The sequence below is a fragment of the Actinoallomurus acaciae genome (assembly GCF_042429965.1).
Taxonomy (GTDB): domain Bacteria; phylum Actinomycetota; class Actinomycetes; order Streptosporangiales; family Streptosporangiaceae; genus Actinoallomurus; species Actinoallomurus acaciae.
On the sequence record NZ_JBHLZP010000185.1, the window covers coordinates 1 to 14,907 of the forward strand.

At 71.3% G+C, this 14,907-nt stretch carries 15 protein-coding genes and 1 pseudogene; 14 read left to right on the forward strand and 2 right to left on the reverse strand.

The features are described 5' to 3' along the window. Positions 1-523 precede the first annotated feature (523 nt). From ACFFNX_RS23750 to ACFFNX_RS23815, 14 genes and pseudogenes are all read left to right on the forward strand, one after another. A complete protein-coding gene (locus ACFFNX_RS23750; RefSeq protein WP_378206244.1) occupies positions 524-1,054 on the forward strand; it encodes a M48 metallopeptidase family protein in 531 nt (176 codons plus the stop codon). Then, positions 1,051-1,647, forward strand: coding sequence for a DUF2064 domain-containing protein (locus ACFFNX_RS23755; protein WP_378206247.1), 597 nt, complete (start codon positions 1,051-1,053; stop codon positions 1,645-1,647). The genes ACFFNX_RS23750 and ACFFNX_RS23755 overlap by 4 nt, the downstream gene beginning before the upstream one ends. Positions 1,648-1,940: 293 nt before the next feature. Continuing rightward, on the forward strand, positions 1,941-2,939 hold the full coding sequence (locus tag ACFFNX_RS23760) for a LacI family DNA-binding transcriptional regulator (protein ID WP_378206250.1): 999 nt from the start codon (positions 1,941-1,943) through the stop codon (positions 2,937-2,939). 7 nt (positions 2,940-2,946) lie between these two features. Next, positions 2,947-4,143 carry an extracellular solute-binding protein gene (locus ACFFNX_RS23765; RefSeq protein ID WP_378206253.1) on the forward strand — a complete coding sequence of 399 codons (1,197 nt, stop codon included), beginning with the start codon at positions 2,947-2,949 and terminating at the stop codon, positions 4,141-4,143. Positions 4,144-4,343: 200 nt separating this feature from the next. Further along, the gene (locus ACFFNX_RS23770; RefSeq protein WP_378206256.1) at positions 4,344-5,429 is read left to right on the forward strand and encodes an ABC transporter ATP-binding protein; all 1,086 of its coding nucleotides are present in this window, start codon (positions 4,344-4,346) and stop codon (positions 5,427-5,429) included. Next, positions 5,430-6,353 carry an ABC transporter permease gene (locus ACFFNX_RS23775; RefSeq protein ID WP_378206258.1) on the forward strand — a complete coding sequence of 308 codons (924 nt, stop codon included), beginning with the start codon at positions 5,430-5,432 and terminating at the stop codon, positions 6,351-6,353. Between the two features lie 28 nt (positions 6,354-6,381). Next, a complete protein-coding gene (locus ACFFNX_RS23780; protein ID WP_378206261.1) occupies positions 6,382-7,233 on the forward strand; it encodes an ABC transporter permease in 852 nt (283 codons plus the stop codon). Further along, a complete protein-coding gene (locus tag ACFFNX_RS23785) occupies positions 7,230-7,970 on the forward strand; it encodes a 5-deoxy-glucuronate isomerase (protein WP_378206264.1) in 741 nt (246 codons plus the stop codon). The genes ACFFNX_RS23780 and ACFFNX_RS23785 overlap by 4 nt, the downstream gene beginning before the upstream one ends. A gap of 3 nt (positions 7,971-7,973) precedes the next feature. Beyond that, positions 7,974-9,185, forward strand: a complete 1,212-nt coding sequence (manD, locus tag ACFFNX_RS23790; RefSeq protein ID WP_378206267.1) for a D-mannonate dehydratase ManD — start codon at positions 7,974-7,976, stop codon at positions 9,183-9,185. Further along, complete coding sequence (locus tag ACFFNX_RS23795) at positions 9,175-10,614, forward strand: D-arabinonate dehydratase (protein WP_378206270.1); 1,440 nt, start codon at positions 9,175-9,177, stop codon at positions 10,612-10,614. The genes manD and ACFFNX_RS23795 overlap by 11 nt, the downstream gene beginning before the upstream one ends. A gap of 12 nt (positions 10,615-10,626) precedes the next feature. Further along, positions 10,627-11,958 (forward strand): mannitol dehydrogenase family protein, encoded by a 1,332-nt coding sequence (locus tag ACFFNX_RS23800; protein ID WP_378206273.1) that lies wholly within the window; start codon positions 10,627-10,629, stop codon positions 11,956-11,958. 31 nt (positions 11,959-11,989) lie between these two features. Beyond that, positions 11,990-12,781 carry an SDR family oxidoreductase gene (locus tag ACFFNX_RS23805; RefSeq protein WP_378206276.1) on the forward strand — a complete coding sequence of 264 codons (792 nt, stop codon included), beginning with the start codon at positions 11,990-11,992 and terminating at the stop codon, positions 12,779-12,781. A 10-nt stretch (positions 12,782-12,791) separates the two neighbouring features. Further along, a complete protein-coding gene (locus tag ACFFNX_RS23810; protein ID WP_378206279.1) occupies positions 12,792-13,850 on the forward strand; it encodes an NAD(P)H-dependent amine dehydrogenase family protein in 1,059 nt (352 codons plus the stop codon). Beyond that, positions 13,847-14,035, forward strand: a pseudogene (locus ACFFNX_RS23815) (SAM-dependent methyltransferase); the annotation flags it as partial. The gene ACFFNX_RS23810 and the pseudogene ACFFNX_RS23815, both read left to right, overlap by 4 nt. A gap of 43 nt (positions 14,036-14,078) precedes the next feature. On the opposite strand, the gene ACFFNX_RS23820 reads toward ACFFNX_RS23815, so the two are convergent. Together ACFFNX_RS23820 and ACFFNX_RS23825 are read right to left on the reverse strand one after the other, a co-directional pair. After that, positions 14,079-14,627, reverse strand: coding sequence for an NUDIX domain-containing protein (locus ACFFNX_RS23820; RefSeq protein WP_378206285.1), 549 nt, complete (start codon positions 14,625-14,627; stop codon positions 14,079-14,081). A gap of 29 nt (positions 14,628-14,656) precedes the next feature. After that, positions 14,657-14,907 (reverse strand): zinc-dependent metalloprotease (locus ACFFNX_RS23825; protein WP_378206282.1); only part of this gene is annotated, 251 nt, incomplete at its 5' end.

A 14,907-nucleotide genomic window follows, 5' to 3' on the forward strand; every position in this document is an offset into this window, starting at 1 on the left:
GGGGCCCTGGCCCGCCCAGGGGGCGCCGACCCCACTTCCATTGTCAAGCCCCCCACACACCAAAGAAAGACCACACACACGGCTGTGGAAAACTCACGACCCGACCACTTCGAGACAGACCCTAGGACCTGCCTCTAGGACCCGCCTCGGGGCCCGCGGTCCTGCTTGCGCGGATGAGGAATTCGAGATGGCCCCCGAGTGCTCGGAAACCCGTGCCGGGTGGTCGTGTGTGCCCGGAAAGCCCCCGTGCGCCGGTTCGGCCGCCCCCTTCCCAGTCGGCGTCCGTCCCGTGCGCCGCGGGGACCCCCGGTTCGCGTGACGCTAGGAGCAGAGCCGGACAGGCGTCAACGAGAGCCTGTGGACAGGCCTGGGGACCCGGTGGGGACGGGCCGGAGCGTCCCTGTGGACAACCTGCGTACATGGGTGTGGATAGCCCTGGGGATGATCCAATTGCCCCGGTTCTACCTGCATCGATGCGATCCACCCCCTGTGGAGAAAACAAAGTTTTCGGTACGGTGCTACGGTGCCCCCCACAGGCGAGATAGAGGTTCGTCGCAGTTCCCGACGCCGCCGCACGGTCACCGCGCGCCGTGATGGCGACAAGACGGTCGTGATGATGCCGGCCGGGTTGAGCGACGACGAAGAGCAGGAATGGATCGCGACCGTGCTCGAACGGCTGGCACGGCGCGAGGCGCGTCGGCACCCCAGCGACGCGGCGCTGTTCGATCGTGCCCGCGAACTCGCGTTGCGCTACCTCGACGGCCGCGCCGCGCCGGCGAGCGTGCGCTGGGTCGGCAACCAGCGCAGCCGCTGGGGTTCCTGTACGCCCGAAGACCGCACCATCCGGCTCTCCGCGCAGTTGCGCGGCATGCCCGGATGGGTGGTCGACTACGTCCTCGTGCACGAGCTGACCCATCTCATCGAGCCCGGTCACGGCCCGGCGTTCTGGAAACTGGTCAACCGCTACCCCCGCACCGAGCGCGCCCGCGGTTACCTCGAAGGCGTCGCCGCCACCGCGGGCCTGCCCCTGGCGGACGGAGAGCCCGCCACGTGACCTCCCGCTTCGTCGCCGTCCTGGCCGGGAACACGGTCGCGACCCCGCCCGGCGCCGACCCGGCGAAGTTCCGGCTCGCCGTGCTGGAGGACACCTACGAGGTGGTCGCCGGACTGGAGTTCGTCACACCCGTCCTGGCCCTGACCGGCCCCGACCCCGACCCCGAGGCCGAGGCGATCACCTGGCCGGGCACCGAGATCGTCCGGACCACCGGTCTGCGGCCGCTGCTCGACGCGCTGGCGGGTCTCGGCGCCGACCAGGCCGCCGTGGTCGCCCACGACGCCCCCGATCTGCCGTCCCTGCTGCTCGGCAAGCTGTTCCGCTCCCTGGGCGGGGGAGAGGTCGCGATCTGCCCGGCGAAGGGCGGCGGGCTGGTCGCACTGGCCGCCCGGCTGCCCGCGCCGTCCTGGCTGGAGGACGTCGATCTGGACACGGCGGACGCCCCACGCCGCCTGCGCGCCGCGGCGGCGCGTCCGGGAGCCGTACGCTCCGGCCCCGGCTGGCATCGTCTCCGTACGCCCGCCGATCTGGCCTTCCTGGATCCGGGTCTGGAGGGTTGGGACAACACCCGCATCCTTCTCGGCGGCGCCTGACCGGGTACGGGCTTGCCGCGATCCGCCGGTGTGGGCCGGTGACCGGTCGCGACGCGCCGTCCTGGCCGGAGGATGCCGACCCGGGCGCGGTGCACGTCCCGCGCCGTCTGTTCGCCCGGAGCCGTACGCTCCGGCCCCGGTCGGCATCGGCTCAGCCCTCTCGGCCGCCTACGGGGGCTTATCGGACATCTGGGCGAACGCCAGGTAAGGGTCTTATGGCCCAAAGGTCACATTGACGCGCTTTGCAAAGGATTGCAGAGTTTCACTCATCCGACCGCGGGAGGAGAGAACCGGTGCCGGTGACCATCCAGGACGTGGCCCGTGAGGCGGGGGTGTCGGTCTCCACCGTCTCCCGGGCGTTCACCGTGCCGGAGATGGTGCGAGACGAGACCCGGCACCACGTCCTGGCGACCGCGGAGCGGCTGGGCTACCGGCCGAACCGCGCGGCCCGGGGCTTGATCACCGGGAAGACCGGCAATCTGGGCGTGATCGTTCCCGACCTGTCCAACCCCTTCTTCCCGGGCGTCCTGAAAGGGGTCCAGGCGCGGGCCCGTGAGGCGGACTACGCCGTCTTCCTCGCGGACTGTGACGAGAACGCCACAGAGGAGATCGCCCTCGTCCAGGCGATGGCGAAACAGGTCGACGGCGTCATCCTCTGCTCCTCACGCATGTCGGAGGCCCAGCTCGAACGCGTCGTCGGCACGACGTCCCTGGTGCTCATCAACCGTCAGGTGCGCAGCCAGCCCGCCGTCCTCATGGACACCGCGGGCGGCATGCGCCAGGCGATCGAGCACCTCGCCGCTCTCGGGCACCGCAGGGTCGCCTACCTGAGCGGGCCACGCGTCTCGTGGTCGAACCGGGAGCGCCGGCGCGGGCTGCGCCGCTTCGCCCGGCAGGACATCGAGATCGTGGAGCTGGGGCCGTTCGCGCCGCGTTTCGAGGGCGGGTCGCAGGCCGCCGACCTGGCACTCGCCGAGGACGTGACGGCGATCATCGCCTACAACGACCTGATGGCCCTCGGGGTGATGTCCCGGCTGGCCGACAGGGGTGTGTCCGTTCCCGGCGAGATGAGCGTCGTCGGGTTCGACGACATACCGATGGCGGGCATGGCCACCCCGCCGCTGACCACCGTGTCCATGCAGAACGAACGAGCGGGCCGCGCGGCCGTCGAGCTGCTCGTGAGCCTCCTGAACGTCACCGGCGCCGAGTCGGGGGATCTCCGCCGGGGACTTGAATGCCAGCTGATCGTGCGGGCGTCGACCGCCGTGCCGCGCGATCCGACGGGAAGGTAATCCCCTGATGCGTGTCAAGACGTTGTGTCTCGCGGCGGTTCTCGTCCTGGCGGGTGCGTGCGGCTCGCCGAATGCGGGGGGCGGGGCCAAGGACCTCACCCCGGCGAACGTGCCGGACAGCCCGAAGAACCCGGTGACCCTCAACATCATCGATGTGGCGGGCAACCTCCAGCTCACCAAGGGAATGATCGACGAGTTCGTCAAGAGCCACCCCAAGGTCATCAAGAAGGTCACCTACACCAACGCCACGGCGCCCGAGCTGCCCGGCAAGATCAAGGCGCAGCAGAGCGCCGGCCAGGTGCAGATCGGCCTGGTCCTGACCGGCACCGACGCCCTGTCCGCCGGCATCGATCAGAACCTGTGGGTCAAGACCGACGACTACGCGAGCCGCCTGGGCAACCCGAACTACCAGGCCCCGGCGCAGAAGATGCAGGAGCTCGCCGAGGGCCACGGCGTGGAGGTCGTCTACTACCCCTCGGGGCCGCTGATCGAGTACAACCCCAAGACGGTGAGCAAGCCGCCGGCGACCGCGGAGGAGCTCCTCGCCTGGGCGAAGGCGCACCCGAAGAAGTTCCAGTACGCCCGCCCCGCCAACTCCGGCCCCGGCCGTACGTTCCTCATGGGCCTGCCCTACATCCTCGGCGACTCCAACCCGAAGGACCCCAAGGCCGGCTGGTCCAAGACCTGGTCGTACCTACAGGAACTCACCAAGTACGTCGACTACTACCCCTCCAAGACCTCGGAGACGATGTCCAACCTGGCCAACGGCTCGGCCGACATCATCGCCACCACGACGGGCTGGGACATCAACCCGCGGGCGCTCGGTCAGGTCCCGGCCGGTGACAAGGTCGCCTACCTCAAGGGCATGCACTGGGTGACCGACGCCCAGTACGCCGTCGTGCCGCGCGGGGTCTCCGCCGATGTGCTGTCCGCGGACCTCCAGCTGATCAAGTGGATGCTCACCCCGCAGCAGCAGGCGAAGGCCTACGACGACGGCTACTTCTACCCGGGCCCGGCCGTGAACGGCGTCACCGTGCAGATGGCGCCGCAGAAGTCCCAGCAGGTCATCCAGCAGTTCGGTCGGCCGGAGTACGACCAGTGGATCCCCAAGTTCCCCACGGAGACCTCGCTGCCCGCCAAGGAGCAGGTCGCCGCGTTCGACCAGTGGGACCGGACCGTCGGCAGCGGCAAGGTCAAGAAGTGAACGAGCAGAGCGAGCGAACCAAAGGACACGTCCGCCTGGTCACTCCCCCGACGAAGGAGGGTCCGTGAACGAGCGGAGCGAGCGAACCAGGGAACACGTCCGCCTGGTCACCCTCCCGACGAAGGAGGGTCCGTGAACGAGCGGAGCGAGCGAACCAAAGGACACGTCCGTCTGGTCACCCTCCCGACGAAGGAGGGCCCGTGACCGGATCGAAGATCTCGGAGCTGCGGCTCGACCACGTGAGCCGCGGCTTCGGGGAGGTGCTCGCGCTCGACGGGCTCGACCTCACCATCGAGGGCGGGGAGTTCGTCGCGCTGCTCGGCCCGAGCGGGTGCGGAAAGTCGACCGCGCTCAACTGCCTGGCCGGCCTGCTGCCGCTGACGAACGGCTCCATCACGCTCGACGGGCGGCGGATCGACACGCTGCCGCCGGAGCAGCGCGGCTTCGGCATGGTCTTCCAGAACTACGCGCTGTTCCCGCACATGTCGGTGCGCGCCAACATCGGCTTCGGCCTGAAGATGGCCAAGGTCGCCAAGGCCGACGCGCGGCGGCGGGTCGAGGAGGCGGTGGCGCTGGTCCAGCTCGGCGACCATGCCGCCAAGTTCCCCGGCCAGCTGTCGGGCGGGCAGCAGCAGCGCGTCGCGATCGCCCGCGCGATCGTCATGGAGCCCGCGCTGGTGCTGATGGACGAGCCGCTGTCCAACCTCGACGCGAAGCTGCGCCTGGAGATGCGCACCGAGATCAAGCGCATCCACCAGACGCTCGGGCTGACCACCGTCTACGTCACGCACGACCAGGAGGAGGCGCTGTCGCTCGCCGACCGGCTCGTGCTGCTGCGTGAGGGAAAGGTCCAGCAGGTCGGCCCGCCGGAGACGGTCTACACCGAGCCCGCGAACCGCTTCGTGGCCGGGTTCATGGGGTACCGGAACGAGCTGGAGCTGCCGGTCTCGCCCGGGTCGGGAACGACCGCGGGTGACAAGACGGTGGTGCTCGGCGAGCTGACCGGCACCCGGCGTGAGGACCTCGGCGAGACCGCGGTCGCCGCCATCCGGCCCGAGGACTTCACCGTCGGCGACGGCCCGAACGCCATGGAGGTCGACGTCGAGGTCGTGGAGTTCCAGGGCCGCGAGCAGGCGGTCCAGGCGCGTACGGCCGGCGGCGACGAGCTCCACCTGCGGGTCCAGGCTCGTCTCGCCCCCGGCGACCGGGTGACGGTGTCGGTGCCGCCGGAGCGGGTGCTGGTGTTCGCGGCCGACAGCCCGGCCGCGCCCGAGGAGGTGGCCTAGGTGGCGGCCCCGGCGACCGCGGGGCGCATCGCGCTGCGGCACCGCCTCGCCGACCGGGGCATGGACCGGACGCTGCTGCTCCTGGTGCCGGCGGTCGTGTTCATCGTGGCGCTGTTCATCTACCCGTTCGTGTACGGACTGCAGCTGTCCTTCCAGCCGCAGCCCGGTTCGGAGACGGTGCAGCGGTACGGCTCGGGGCCGTTCGCGGACTACCACGCCTTCTTCGCCGACTCCTACCTGCGGAACACCATCTGGACCACGCTGAAGCTCAGCCTGCCCGCCGGATTGTTCAACGTCATCGCGTCGGTGCCGATCGCGTACCGGATGCGCGGGCGGTTCCGCGGCAAACGGACGATCACCACGATCCTCGTCGTGCCGATCACCCTCGGCACCGTGCTGACCGCGGAGGGGCTGCTGGCGTTCATGGGTCCCACCGGCTGGCTCAACCGGCTGCTGCTCGACGTGGGGATCGTGGACCATCCGGTGCGGTTCACGCACAACTACTGGGGTGTGCTGTTCTCGCTGATCATCTCGGGGTTCCCGTTCGCGTTCCTGCTGACGCTGTCCTACCTCAGCGGCATCGACCCGACGCTGGAGCGGGCCGCGGCGACGATGGGCGCGGGGTGGTGGCAGCGGTTCCGGTTCATCACGCTGCCGCTGCTGGCGCCGGGGCTGGCCATCACGTTCTGCCTGACGTTCGTGCTGGCCTTCTCGGTGTTCCCCTCGGCGGTCATGGTCGGTGACCCGTCGGGGACGACCCGGGTGATCTCGATCGCGGCCTTCCACGCGGCCTTCGAGCAGTACGACTACTCGATGGCCTCGGCGATCGCAATGATCATGGGCGCGGTCGAGCTGATCGTCGTCGGGCTGGTCCTCGGCTGGCGGGCCACCCTGTACCGCGGTGCGACGGGAGGCAAGGGATGACGGAGCGAGTGAGGAGGGGAGCGCGATCATGAGCACCGCGATCATGACGGAGCGCCGGCGGCTCGCCCTCCGGCCCGGCGCCTGGCTGGTCTGGGGCGCGGTCGTCTTCTTCCTGCTGATCCTCGCCGGTGTCGTCGGCGCGGTCGTGGTGGACTCCTTCGGCACGAGGTGGTTCAGCGGCTGGCTGCCGTCCGGGTGGACCTCACGCTGGTACGGCACGACGTGGCGCGAGTTCGACCTCGGAAACGTGCTGGTCGTGACCCTGGAGGTCGCGCTGGCGGTGGTGGTGGTCTCGCTGGTCGTCGGCGTGCCCGCCGCGTACGCGCTGGCCCGGCGGACCTTCCCCGGCAAGCGGGTGCTGATGGTCGCCTTCATGCTGCCCATCCTCATCCCGCCGATCACGTACGGCGTGCCGCTCGCGACCGTGCTCTACAAGTTCCACCTGGCCGGCAAACTCAGCGGTGTCATCCTGGCCAACCTGGTGCCGGCCGTTCCGTTCGTGATCCTCGTCATGACGCCGTTCATCGAGCAGATCGACCCGAAGATCGAGTCGGCCGCGCGGATGTGCGGCGCCCGCACCCGCGTGATCTTCACCCGCATCCTCGGGCCGCTGCTGATCCCCGGCATGCTCGCCGCGGCGGTCCTCATCCTCGTCCGCACGGTGGGCATGTTCGAGCTGACGTTCCTCACCGCCGGATCCGACAGCCAGACCCTGGTCGTCGCGCTGTACTACTCGGTCTCGGCGGCGGGCATCCGCGCGCAGCAGGAGATCGACGCGATGGCCGTGATCTACACCCTGTTCATGCTGGTGCTGCTCGTCGTGGCACTGCGCTTCGTCAACCCCACGCAGCTGGTCACCCAGATCAAGGAGAGAGATTGAGAACCCTGCTGACCCCGGGCAAGGAGACCGAGCTGATCGGGCTCGAGGTGGCCGACCTGGCCGACGGCGAGACCCTTGAGCTCACCCGCGACACCGAGATCGCGGCCGTCGTCCTCTCCGGCGTCGTCGACGTCGACGGGCTCGGCACCGCGGGCGGACGCGGCGACGTCTTCGAGGGGCCGGGCCACACCGTGTACGCCCCGCCCGGAACGCCGCTGGTGTTCCGGGCGACCGGCGGCCCGGCGCAGATCGTGGTCTGCACGGCGCCGCTCGGCGACGGACGGCCCGGCACGGCGCGCATCATCGGCCCGGACGACCAGGACGTGGCCGAGCGGGGCGAGGGCAACTGGTCCCGTACGGTCCGCACGATCCTCGGCCCGGACGACGACGCGGGACGCCTGCTGCTCGGCGAGACGATCAACCCGCCCGGCAACTGGTCCAGCTACCCGCCGCACAAGCACGACACCCACGAGCCGCCGCGCGAGGTGCAGCTGGAGGAGGTCTACCTGTTCAAGCTGGAACCGGAGAACGGCTTCGGCATCCAGTTGCGCTACGACGGCGAGAACGAGGAGGCCTTCACCGTGCGCGACGGCGACGTCGCCGCGATCCCGGCCGGTTACCATCCGGTCGTCGCCGCGCCCGGCTACAAGCTCTGCTACCTGTGGGTGATGGCGGGGCGGGGGCGGCAGATGATCCCCTACCTCGACCCCGAGCACGCCTGGGTACAGACGGGCTGACCGGTGAACATCGTCGAGGCCAAGGTCATCGTCACCTGCCCGGACCGCAACTTCGTGACCCTGAAGCTGATCACCGATGACGGGCTGACCGGGGTGGGCGACGCCACCCTGAACGGCCGGGAGCTGGCGGTCGCGTCGTACCTGAGGGATCACGTGTGCCCCCTGCTGATCGGTCGCGACGCGAGCCGGATCGAGGACACCTGGCAGTACCTCCACAAGGGGGCGTACTGGCGGCGCGGGCCGGTGACGATGACCGCGGTCGCGGCGGTCGACACCGCACTGTGGGACATCAAGGGCAAGGCCGCCGGGATGCCGGTCTACCAGCTGATCGGCGGCCGTTCCCGTGATGCCGTCACGGTGTACGGGCACGCGAACGGCGCGACCGTGCCCGAGGCGCTCGAACAGGTCGGGAGCCTGCTCGATGAGGGCTACCGGGCCGTACGGGTCCAGGCCGGCGTGCCGGGCCTGGAGAAGGTGTACGGGGTGCCCGCGGGCCACGCGCCGTACGAGCCGGCCGTCGCCGGGGACCGCCCGGAGGAGGCGACCTGGTCGACGGCCAAGTACCTGAACTTCGTGCCGAGTCTGTTCGCCGCCGTGCGCGAGAGGTTCGGCCACGACTTCCACCTGCTGCACGACGCGCACCACCGGCTCACCCCGATCGAGGCCGCGCGGCTCGGCAGGGCGGCCGAGCCGTACGGGCTGTTCTGGCTGGAGGACCCGATCTCCGAGGAGCTGCAGGAGGGGTTCCGGCTGATCCGGCAGCACACGACGACGCCGATCGCGGTCGGCGAGGTCTACAACTCGATCTGGGACTGCCACCAGCTCATCACCGAGCAGCTCATCGACTACATCCGGATGGACGTCGTGCACGGCGGCGGCATCACCCACCTGCGGCGGGTCTTCGACCTGGCCGACCTGTACCACGTGCGCACCGGATCGCACGGCGCGACCGACCTGTCGCCGGTGTGCCTGGCGGCGGCGCTGCACGTCGACGTCGCGGTGCCCAACTTCGGCATCCAGGAGTACATGCCGCACACGGAGACGACGAACGCGGTCTTCCCGCACTCGTACCGGTTCGCGGACGGCCTGCTGTACCCGTCGGAGGAGCCCGGTCTCGGCGTCGACATCGACGAGGAGGCCGCCGCGGAGTATCCGTATCGGCAGGCGTACCTGCCGGTCAACCGCCTGGAGGACGGAAGCATGCATGACTGGTGACACGCTGCTGCTGCATCCTGCGGACGACGTGGCGGTGGCGCTGCGCGAGCTGCCCGGCGTGCCGCGCGGGCACAAGGTCGCCGTGCGCGACCTCGCCGTCGGCGCGCCGGTGCGCAAGTACGGCCAGGCGATCGGCGTCGTGACCGCGCCGATCGGGGTGGGCGACCACGTGCACACGCACAACCTCGGCATGGGGCCGCACGACCGCGCGTACGACTTCGGCACCGAGGTACGCCCGGTCGAGCCGCCGCCCGCGCCCGCGTCCTTCCAGGGCATCGTACGGCCGGACGGGCGGGTCGCCACGCGCAACTACATCGGCATTCTGACCTCGGTGAACTGCTCGGCCACGGTGGCCAGGCGGATCGCGAGCCGCGCGTCGGCGCTGGGGGAGGAGTTCCCGAACGTCGACGGCGTCGTCGCCCTGACCCACGGCACCGGCTGCGGCATGGCCTCCGACGGCGACGGCATCCGGCTGCTGCGCCGCACCCTGAACGGCTACGCCCGGCACCCCAACTTCGCCGCGATCCTCGTCATCGGCCTCGGCTGCGAGGTCAACCAGCTCACCGGCTTCGACCTGCCGGACGGCACGCCGACGATGACGATCCAGGAGCTCGGCGGCACCTCGTCCACCGTACGCCGCGGGCTGGAGGTGATCGGCGAGCTGCTGCCCGTCGCGAACGCCGTCACCCGCGAACCGGTGCCCGCCTCCGAGCTGGTCATCGGCCTGCAGTGCGGCGGGTCGGACGGTTACTCCGGCATCACCGCCAACCCGGCCCTGGGGGCCGCCGCCGACCTGCTCGTACGCCACGGGGGCACGGCGATCCTGGCCGAGACGCCCGAGGTGTACGGCGCCGAGCACCTGCTGACCCGCCGCGCCGTCTCCCGCGCCGTCGGTGAGCGGCTGATCGAGCGGATCCGCTGGTGGGAGTCCTACGCCGAGTCGATGGACAACAACCCCTCGCCCGGCAACAAGGCGGGCGGGCTGACGACGATTCTGGAGAAGTCGCTCGGCGCGGTCGCCAAGGGCGGCACGACACCGCTGACCGCGGTCTATGAGTACGCCGAGCCGGTCACCGGGCGTGGCTTCGTGTTCATGGACACCCCCGGGTACGACCCGGTGTCGGCGACCGGCCAGGTCGCCGGCGGCGCCAACCTGATCTGTTTCACGACGGGACGCGGCTCGGTGTACGGCTGCCGGCCGGCGCCGAGCCTGAAGCTCGCCAGCAACCGCGAGACGTACCGGGCGATGGAGGAGGACATGGACGTCGACTGCGGCGCCATCCTCGACGGCGAGGTCACGGTGGCCGAGCTGGGCGAGCAGATCTTCCAGCGCGTCCTGGAGGTGGCGTCGGGACACCGGACGGCGAGCGAGGAGCTCGGCTTCGGCGATGAGGAGTTCGCGCCCTGGCAGCTCGGCGCGGTGATGTGAGTGGGGGAGAACATGCGGCTCTCGCTGAGGACCCGGCCCCGGGAGGTGCCGTCCTCGGTCGGCATCGTCCACCTGGGCATCGGCGCGTTCCACCGGGCCCATCAGGCGGTCTACACCGAGGACGCCGGCGACGGCTGGGGCATCTGCGGCATCACCCAGCGCAGCGCGACCGTGGTCGAACAGCTGGGGCCCCAGGACGGCCTCTACAGCGTGCTCGAACGCGGGCCCGGCGCGGCGTCGGCGCGGGTCATCGGCGCCGTCCGCGAGGTCCTCACCGGGGACGCGACGGTCGCGCGCATCGCCGACCCGGCCGTGAAGGTCGTCTCGCTGACCGTGACCGAGAAGGGGTACCGGCACGACCCGGCGACCGGGCGGCTGCGCCGCGACGACCCGGAGACCTGCCTGGACCTGACCGGCCGCCCGCCGCACACGGTGCTCGGCCGCCTGGTCCGCGGCCTGGCCGGGCGCGAGGCGCCGGTGACCGTGCTGTGCTGCGACAACCTCACCGCGGGCGGCCGGACCCTGCGCGCGCTGGTGGAGGAGTACTGCGAGCGGAGCGGCACCCGCATCGGCTGCGAGGTGGCCTTCCCCGGGGCGATGGTCGACCGGATCGTGCCCGCGACCACGCCCGAGGACCTCGACGAGGCCGAACGCCTGCTGGGCGTTCGCGACGAGGGTGTCGTGGTGACAGAGCCGTTCACCCAGTGGGTGATCGAGGACACCTTCGCCGCCGGCCGCCCCGCGTGGGACGCCGCCGGGGCGATCTTCACCGACGACGTCGCGCCGTACGAGAAGATGAAGCTGCGGCTGCTCAACGGCGCGCACTCGATGCTGGCCTACCTCGGCCTTCCGCAGCACACCTACGTCGCCGACGCGGTCGCCGAACTCGGCGACACCGTACGCCGCTACATGGACGAGGACGCGGGCCCGACGCTCACCGTGCCGTCCGGCTTCGACCTGGAGGCCTACAAGTCCTCGCTCCTCGAACGCTTCGCCAACCCGGCGCTGCGGCACCGCACCGCGCAGATCGCGATGGACGGCTCGCAGAAGCTGCCACAGCGGCTGCTCGGCGTCGTACGGGAGCGGCTCGCGGCCGGAGCGGAGCCGCGCTGGGCGGCGCTCGCGGTCGCCGCGTGGATGCGGCACGTCAAGACGGCGCGCGAGCTGGACGACCCGATGGCCGACCTGCTGCGGATGACCGTCGCGCGAGCGGAGACTCCGGGGCAGGTGGTGGACGGGCTGCTGTCGGTCACCGACGTGTTCGGCCCGGACCTGCGCGAGTCGAAGGTCTTTCGCGACCTGCTGGTCGAGCACCTGAGCGGCCTCCTGCCGGCGGCCCATTGATTCGGGTTATTGATCGACTTACGCTGCGCAGGTGATCCTGGACCGTTTCCGGCTCGACGGCCGGGCCGCGATCGTGACCGGCGCCGGGCGGGGGATCGGGGCCGCCACGGCGGTCGCCCTGGGAGAGGCGGGCGCGGACGTGGTCGTGACCGCCCGGAGCGAGGACCAGCTCAGGCGGGTCGCCGCCGAGGTGGAGGCCGTCGGGCGGCGGGCCGTCGTGGTGCCGGCCGACCTGACCGATCTGGACGCCGCCGCCGCGCTGCCGAAGGCGGCGGTGGACGCGTTCGGGCGTCTCGACGTCGTGGTGAACAACGTGGGCGGCACGATCCCGCAGGCCTACCTCGACACGACGGTGGAGTACCTGGAGGAGGCGTTCCGGTTCAACGTCGGCATCGCGCACGCGGTGACCCGGGCGGCCGTCCCGCCGATGCTCGCGGACGGGGGCGAGGGCGCGGTCGTCAACATCTCCTCGGTGATGGGCCGCGTCACCGGCCGCGGCTACCTGGCGTACGGCACGGCCAAGGCGGCGTTCGCGCACTACACGCGGCTGGCCGCCGACGACCTCGCCCCGCGCGTCCGGGTCAACGCCGTCGCCGCCGGGGCGGTGGCGACCTCCGCCCTGGAGATCGTCACCGGTGACGAGGGCCTGCGTCGCCAGATCGAGGACAACACTCCGCTGGGGCGCGTCGGCGACCCCGCGGAGATCGCGGCGGCGGTGCTGTTCCTGGCCTCCCCGGCCGGCTCGTTCGTCACCGGGCGGGTCCTGGAGGTGGACGGCGGCACCGACCGGCCGACGCTGGATCTGGGCCTGCCCGACCTGTGAGGGGCTTCGCATGACATATCGCGTGGTGCTGTGGGGGACCGGGAACGTCGGGCGCAATGCCCTCATCGGCATCAACGCCCGGCCCGACCTGGAGTTGGCCGGCGTCTGGGTCTCCAACCCGGACAAGGTGGGCCGCGACGCGGGTGAGCTCGCCGGCCTCGGGCGCCTCGGCGTGATCGCGACCGGCGACGCCGACGCGGTGCTGGCGGCGCGCCCCGACTGCGTCGTGTACACCTCGATGGCCGACGTACGGCTGGACGAGGCGATGGCGGACCTGACGCGGATCCTGCGCGCCGGGGTGAACGTCGTCTCCAGCAGCCCGGTCTTCCTGCAGTTCCCCGACGAGGCGATGGGCGCGCCGATCCACCGCGCGGCGCTGGACGGCGGCGTCTCCATCTGGGTGAACGGCATCGACCCGGGCTTCGCCAACGACTGGCTGCCGCTGGCGATCACCGGCATCAGCGAGCGGATCACCCAGGTCCGCTGCATGGAGATCCTGAACTACTCCACCTACGCCCAGCCGACCGTGCTGTTCGACGTGATGGGCTTCGGCCGCCCGATGGAGGAGACGCCGCTGCTGCTCTCCCCGGGGGTGCTGTCCCTGGCGTGGGGCAGCGTCGTGCGCCAGCTCGCCGCCGGGCTGGAGGTCGAGCTGGACGCCATCGAGGAGTGGCACACGCGCCTGCCGGCGCCGGAGACGTTCGAGATCGACGCGGGGACGGTGGCGAAGGGGACGGCGGCGGCGCTGCGCTTCGAACTGCGCGGCATGCGCGCCGGCCGTCCGGTGATCGTGCTGGAGCACGTGACACGGCTGCGGGACGACCTGGCTCCGGACTGGCCACGGCCCGCCGGACACGGCTGCTACCGGGTGGAGGTCACCGGCGAACCGAACTACACCGTCGACCTGCGCCTGCTGGGCACGAACGGCGACCACAACACGGCGGGCCTGAAGGCGACCGCGATGCGCCTGGTCAACGCCGTGCCCGCCGTCATCGGCGCCCCTCCGGGCCTGCTCACCGCGCTGGATCTCCCGCTGGTCACCGGGCGCGGCCTGGTCGGCGGCGCATGACGATCGCCCTACGTCTGGTTCCGGACCACGGGGGCCGAGCGCGCCGCCGCGCCGCCCGCGTTCGACACCGAGGTCGCGCACCTCGCCCCATCCGCCGGTTCCTCGACATCGGCACCGGCATCCCGGCGGCCGACAACACGCAGGAGGTGGCCCAGTCGATCGCGCCCGAGAGCCGCATCGTCTACACCGACCACGATCCGGCCGTGCTCGCCCACGCCCGTGCCCTGATCAGCCCGACTGCGCGGCGAAGAGCCTCCCGGACGTCTCGACCAGGCGGCGCAACGTGTCGTCGGCGGGGTCCGGCATCGCCTCCAGCGGGAACCAGCGCAGGTCGGCGGACTCCTCGCTGATCTGCTCGCGGGCGCCCGGCGGCGCGACCGCGGTGTACTGCACGTCCAGGTGGTAGGACCCGCCGTGGCACCAGACGCGGTGACGGCCGACACGGACCGGGCCCGGCAGGAGGCGCAGGCCCTCGATGCCGGACTCCTCCGCGGCCTCCCGCAGCGCGGCCTCCGCCAGCGACGTGTCGGCCCGCTCGCAGTGGCCGCCCAGCTGCAGCCACATTTTCGCCTTCGGATGCAGGGTCAGCAGGACCCGCTCGCCGGTCGCGTCGAGCACCGCCGTGCTCGCGGTCAGGTGGCCCGCCACGCACTCGCGCCACATGCCGTCCGCGTGCTCGCCCAGATGCGCGAGGAACTCCCGCCGCAGCGTGTCCTGACCGGCGTCGGACGGGCGCCAGCCCGACAGCACCCGCACCGCGTCCGCGTGCAGGCTCACGGAGCCACCGTGTTCGCCGGTTGGCTCGGTCACTGCTCCTCGTCCGGCTTCGTCTCGCCGGACTCATCGGGCTTGGGCTCGGTGAAGTCCGTGATGTCGATGTCGGCGCCCTTGCCCTCGACGAACGCCGCCGGGTCGTCGAGATCCTCGGCGGTCGGCATCAGGTCCGGGTGCGCCCACACGGCGTCGCGGCCGTCGCTGCCCCGGGCCTGATCCTCGGCGGTCGGCATCAGGTCCGGGTGCGCCCACACGGCGTCGCGGCCGTCGCTGCCCCGGGCCT

Bases quoted from the DNA above. Each gene is read 5' to 3' on its own strand.
- ACFFNX_RS23765 (WP_378206253.1), top strand. From the start codon at position 2,947: ATGCGTGTCAAGACGTTGTGTCTCGCGGCGGTTCTCGTCCTGGCGGGT.
- ACFFNX_RS23810 (WP_378206279.1), top strand. From the start codon at position 12,792: ATGACATATCGCGTGGTGCTGTGGGGGACCGGGAACGTCGGGCGCAAT.
- ACFFNX_RS23795 (WP_378206270.1), top strand. From the start codon at position 9,175: ATGACTGGTGACACGCTGCTGCTGCATCCTGCGGACGACGTGGCGGTG.
- ACFFNX_RS23800 (WP_378206273.1), top strand. From the start codon at position 10,627: ATGCGGCTCTCGCTGAGGACCCGGCCCCGGGAGGTGCCGTCCTCGGTC.
- ACFFNX_RS23780 (WP_378206261.1), top strand. From the start codon at position 6,382: ATGAGCACCGCGATCATGACGGAGCGCCGGCGGCTCGCCCTCCGGCCC.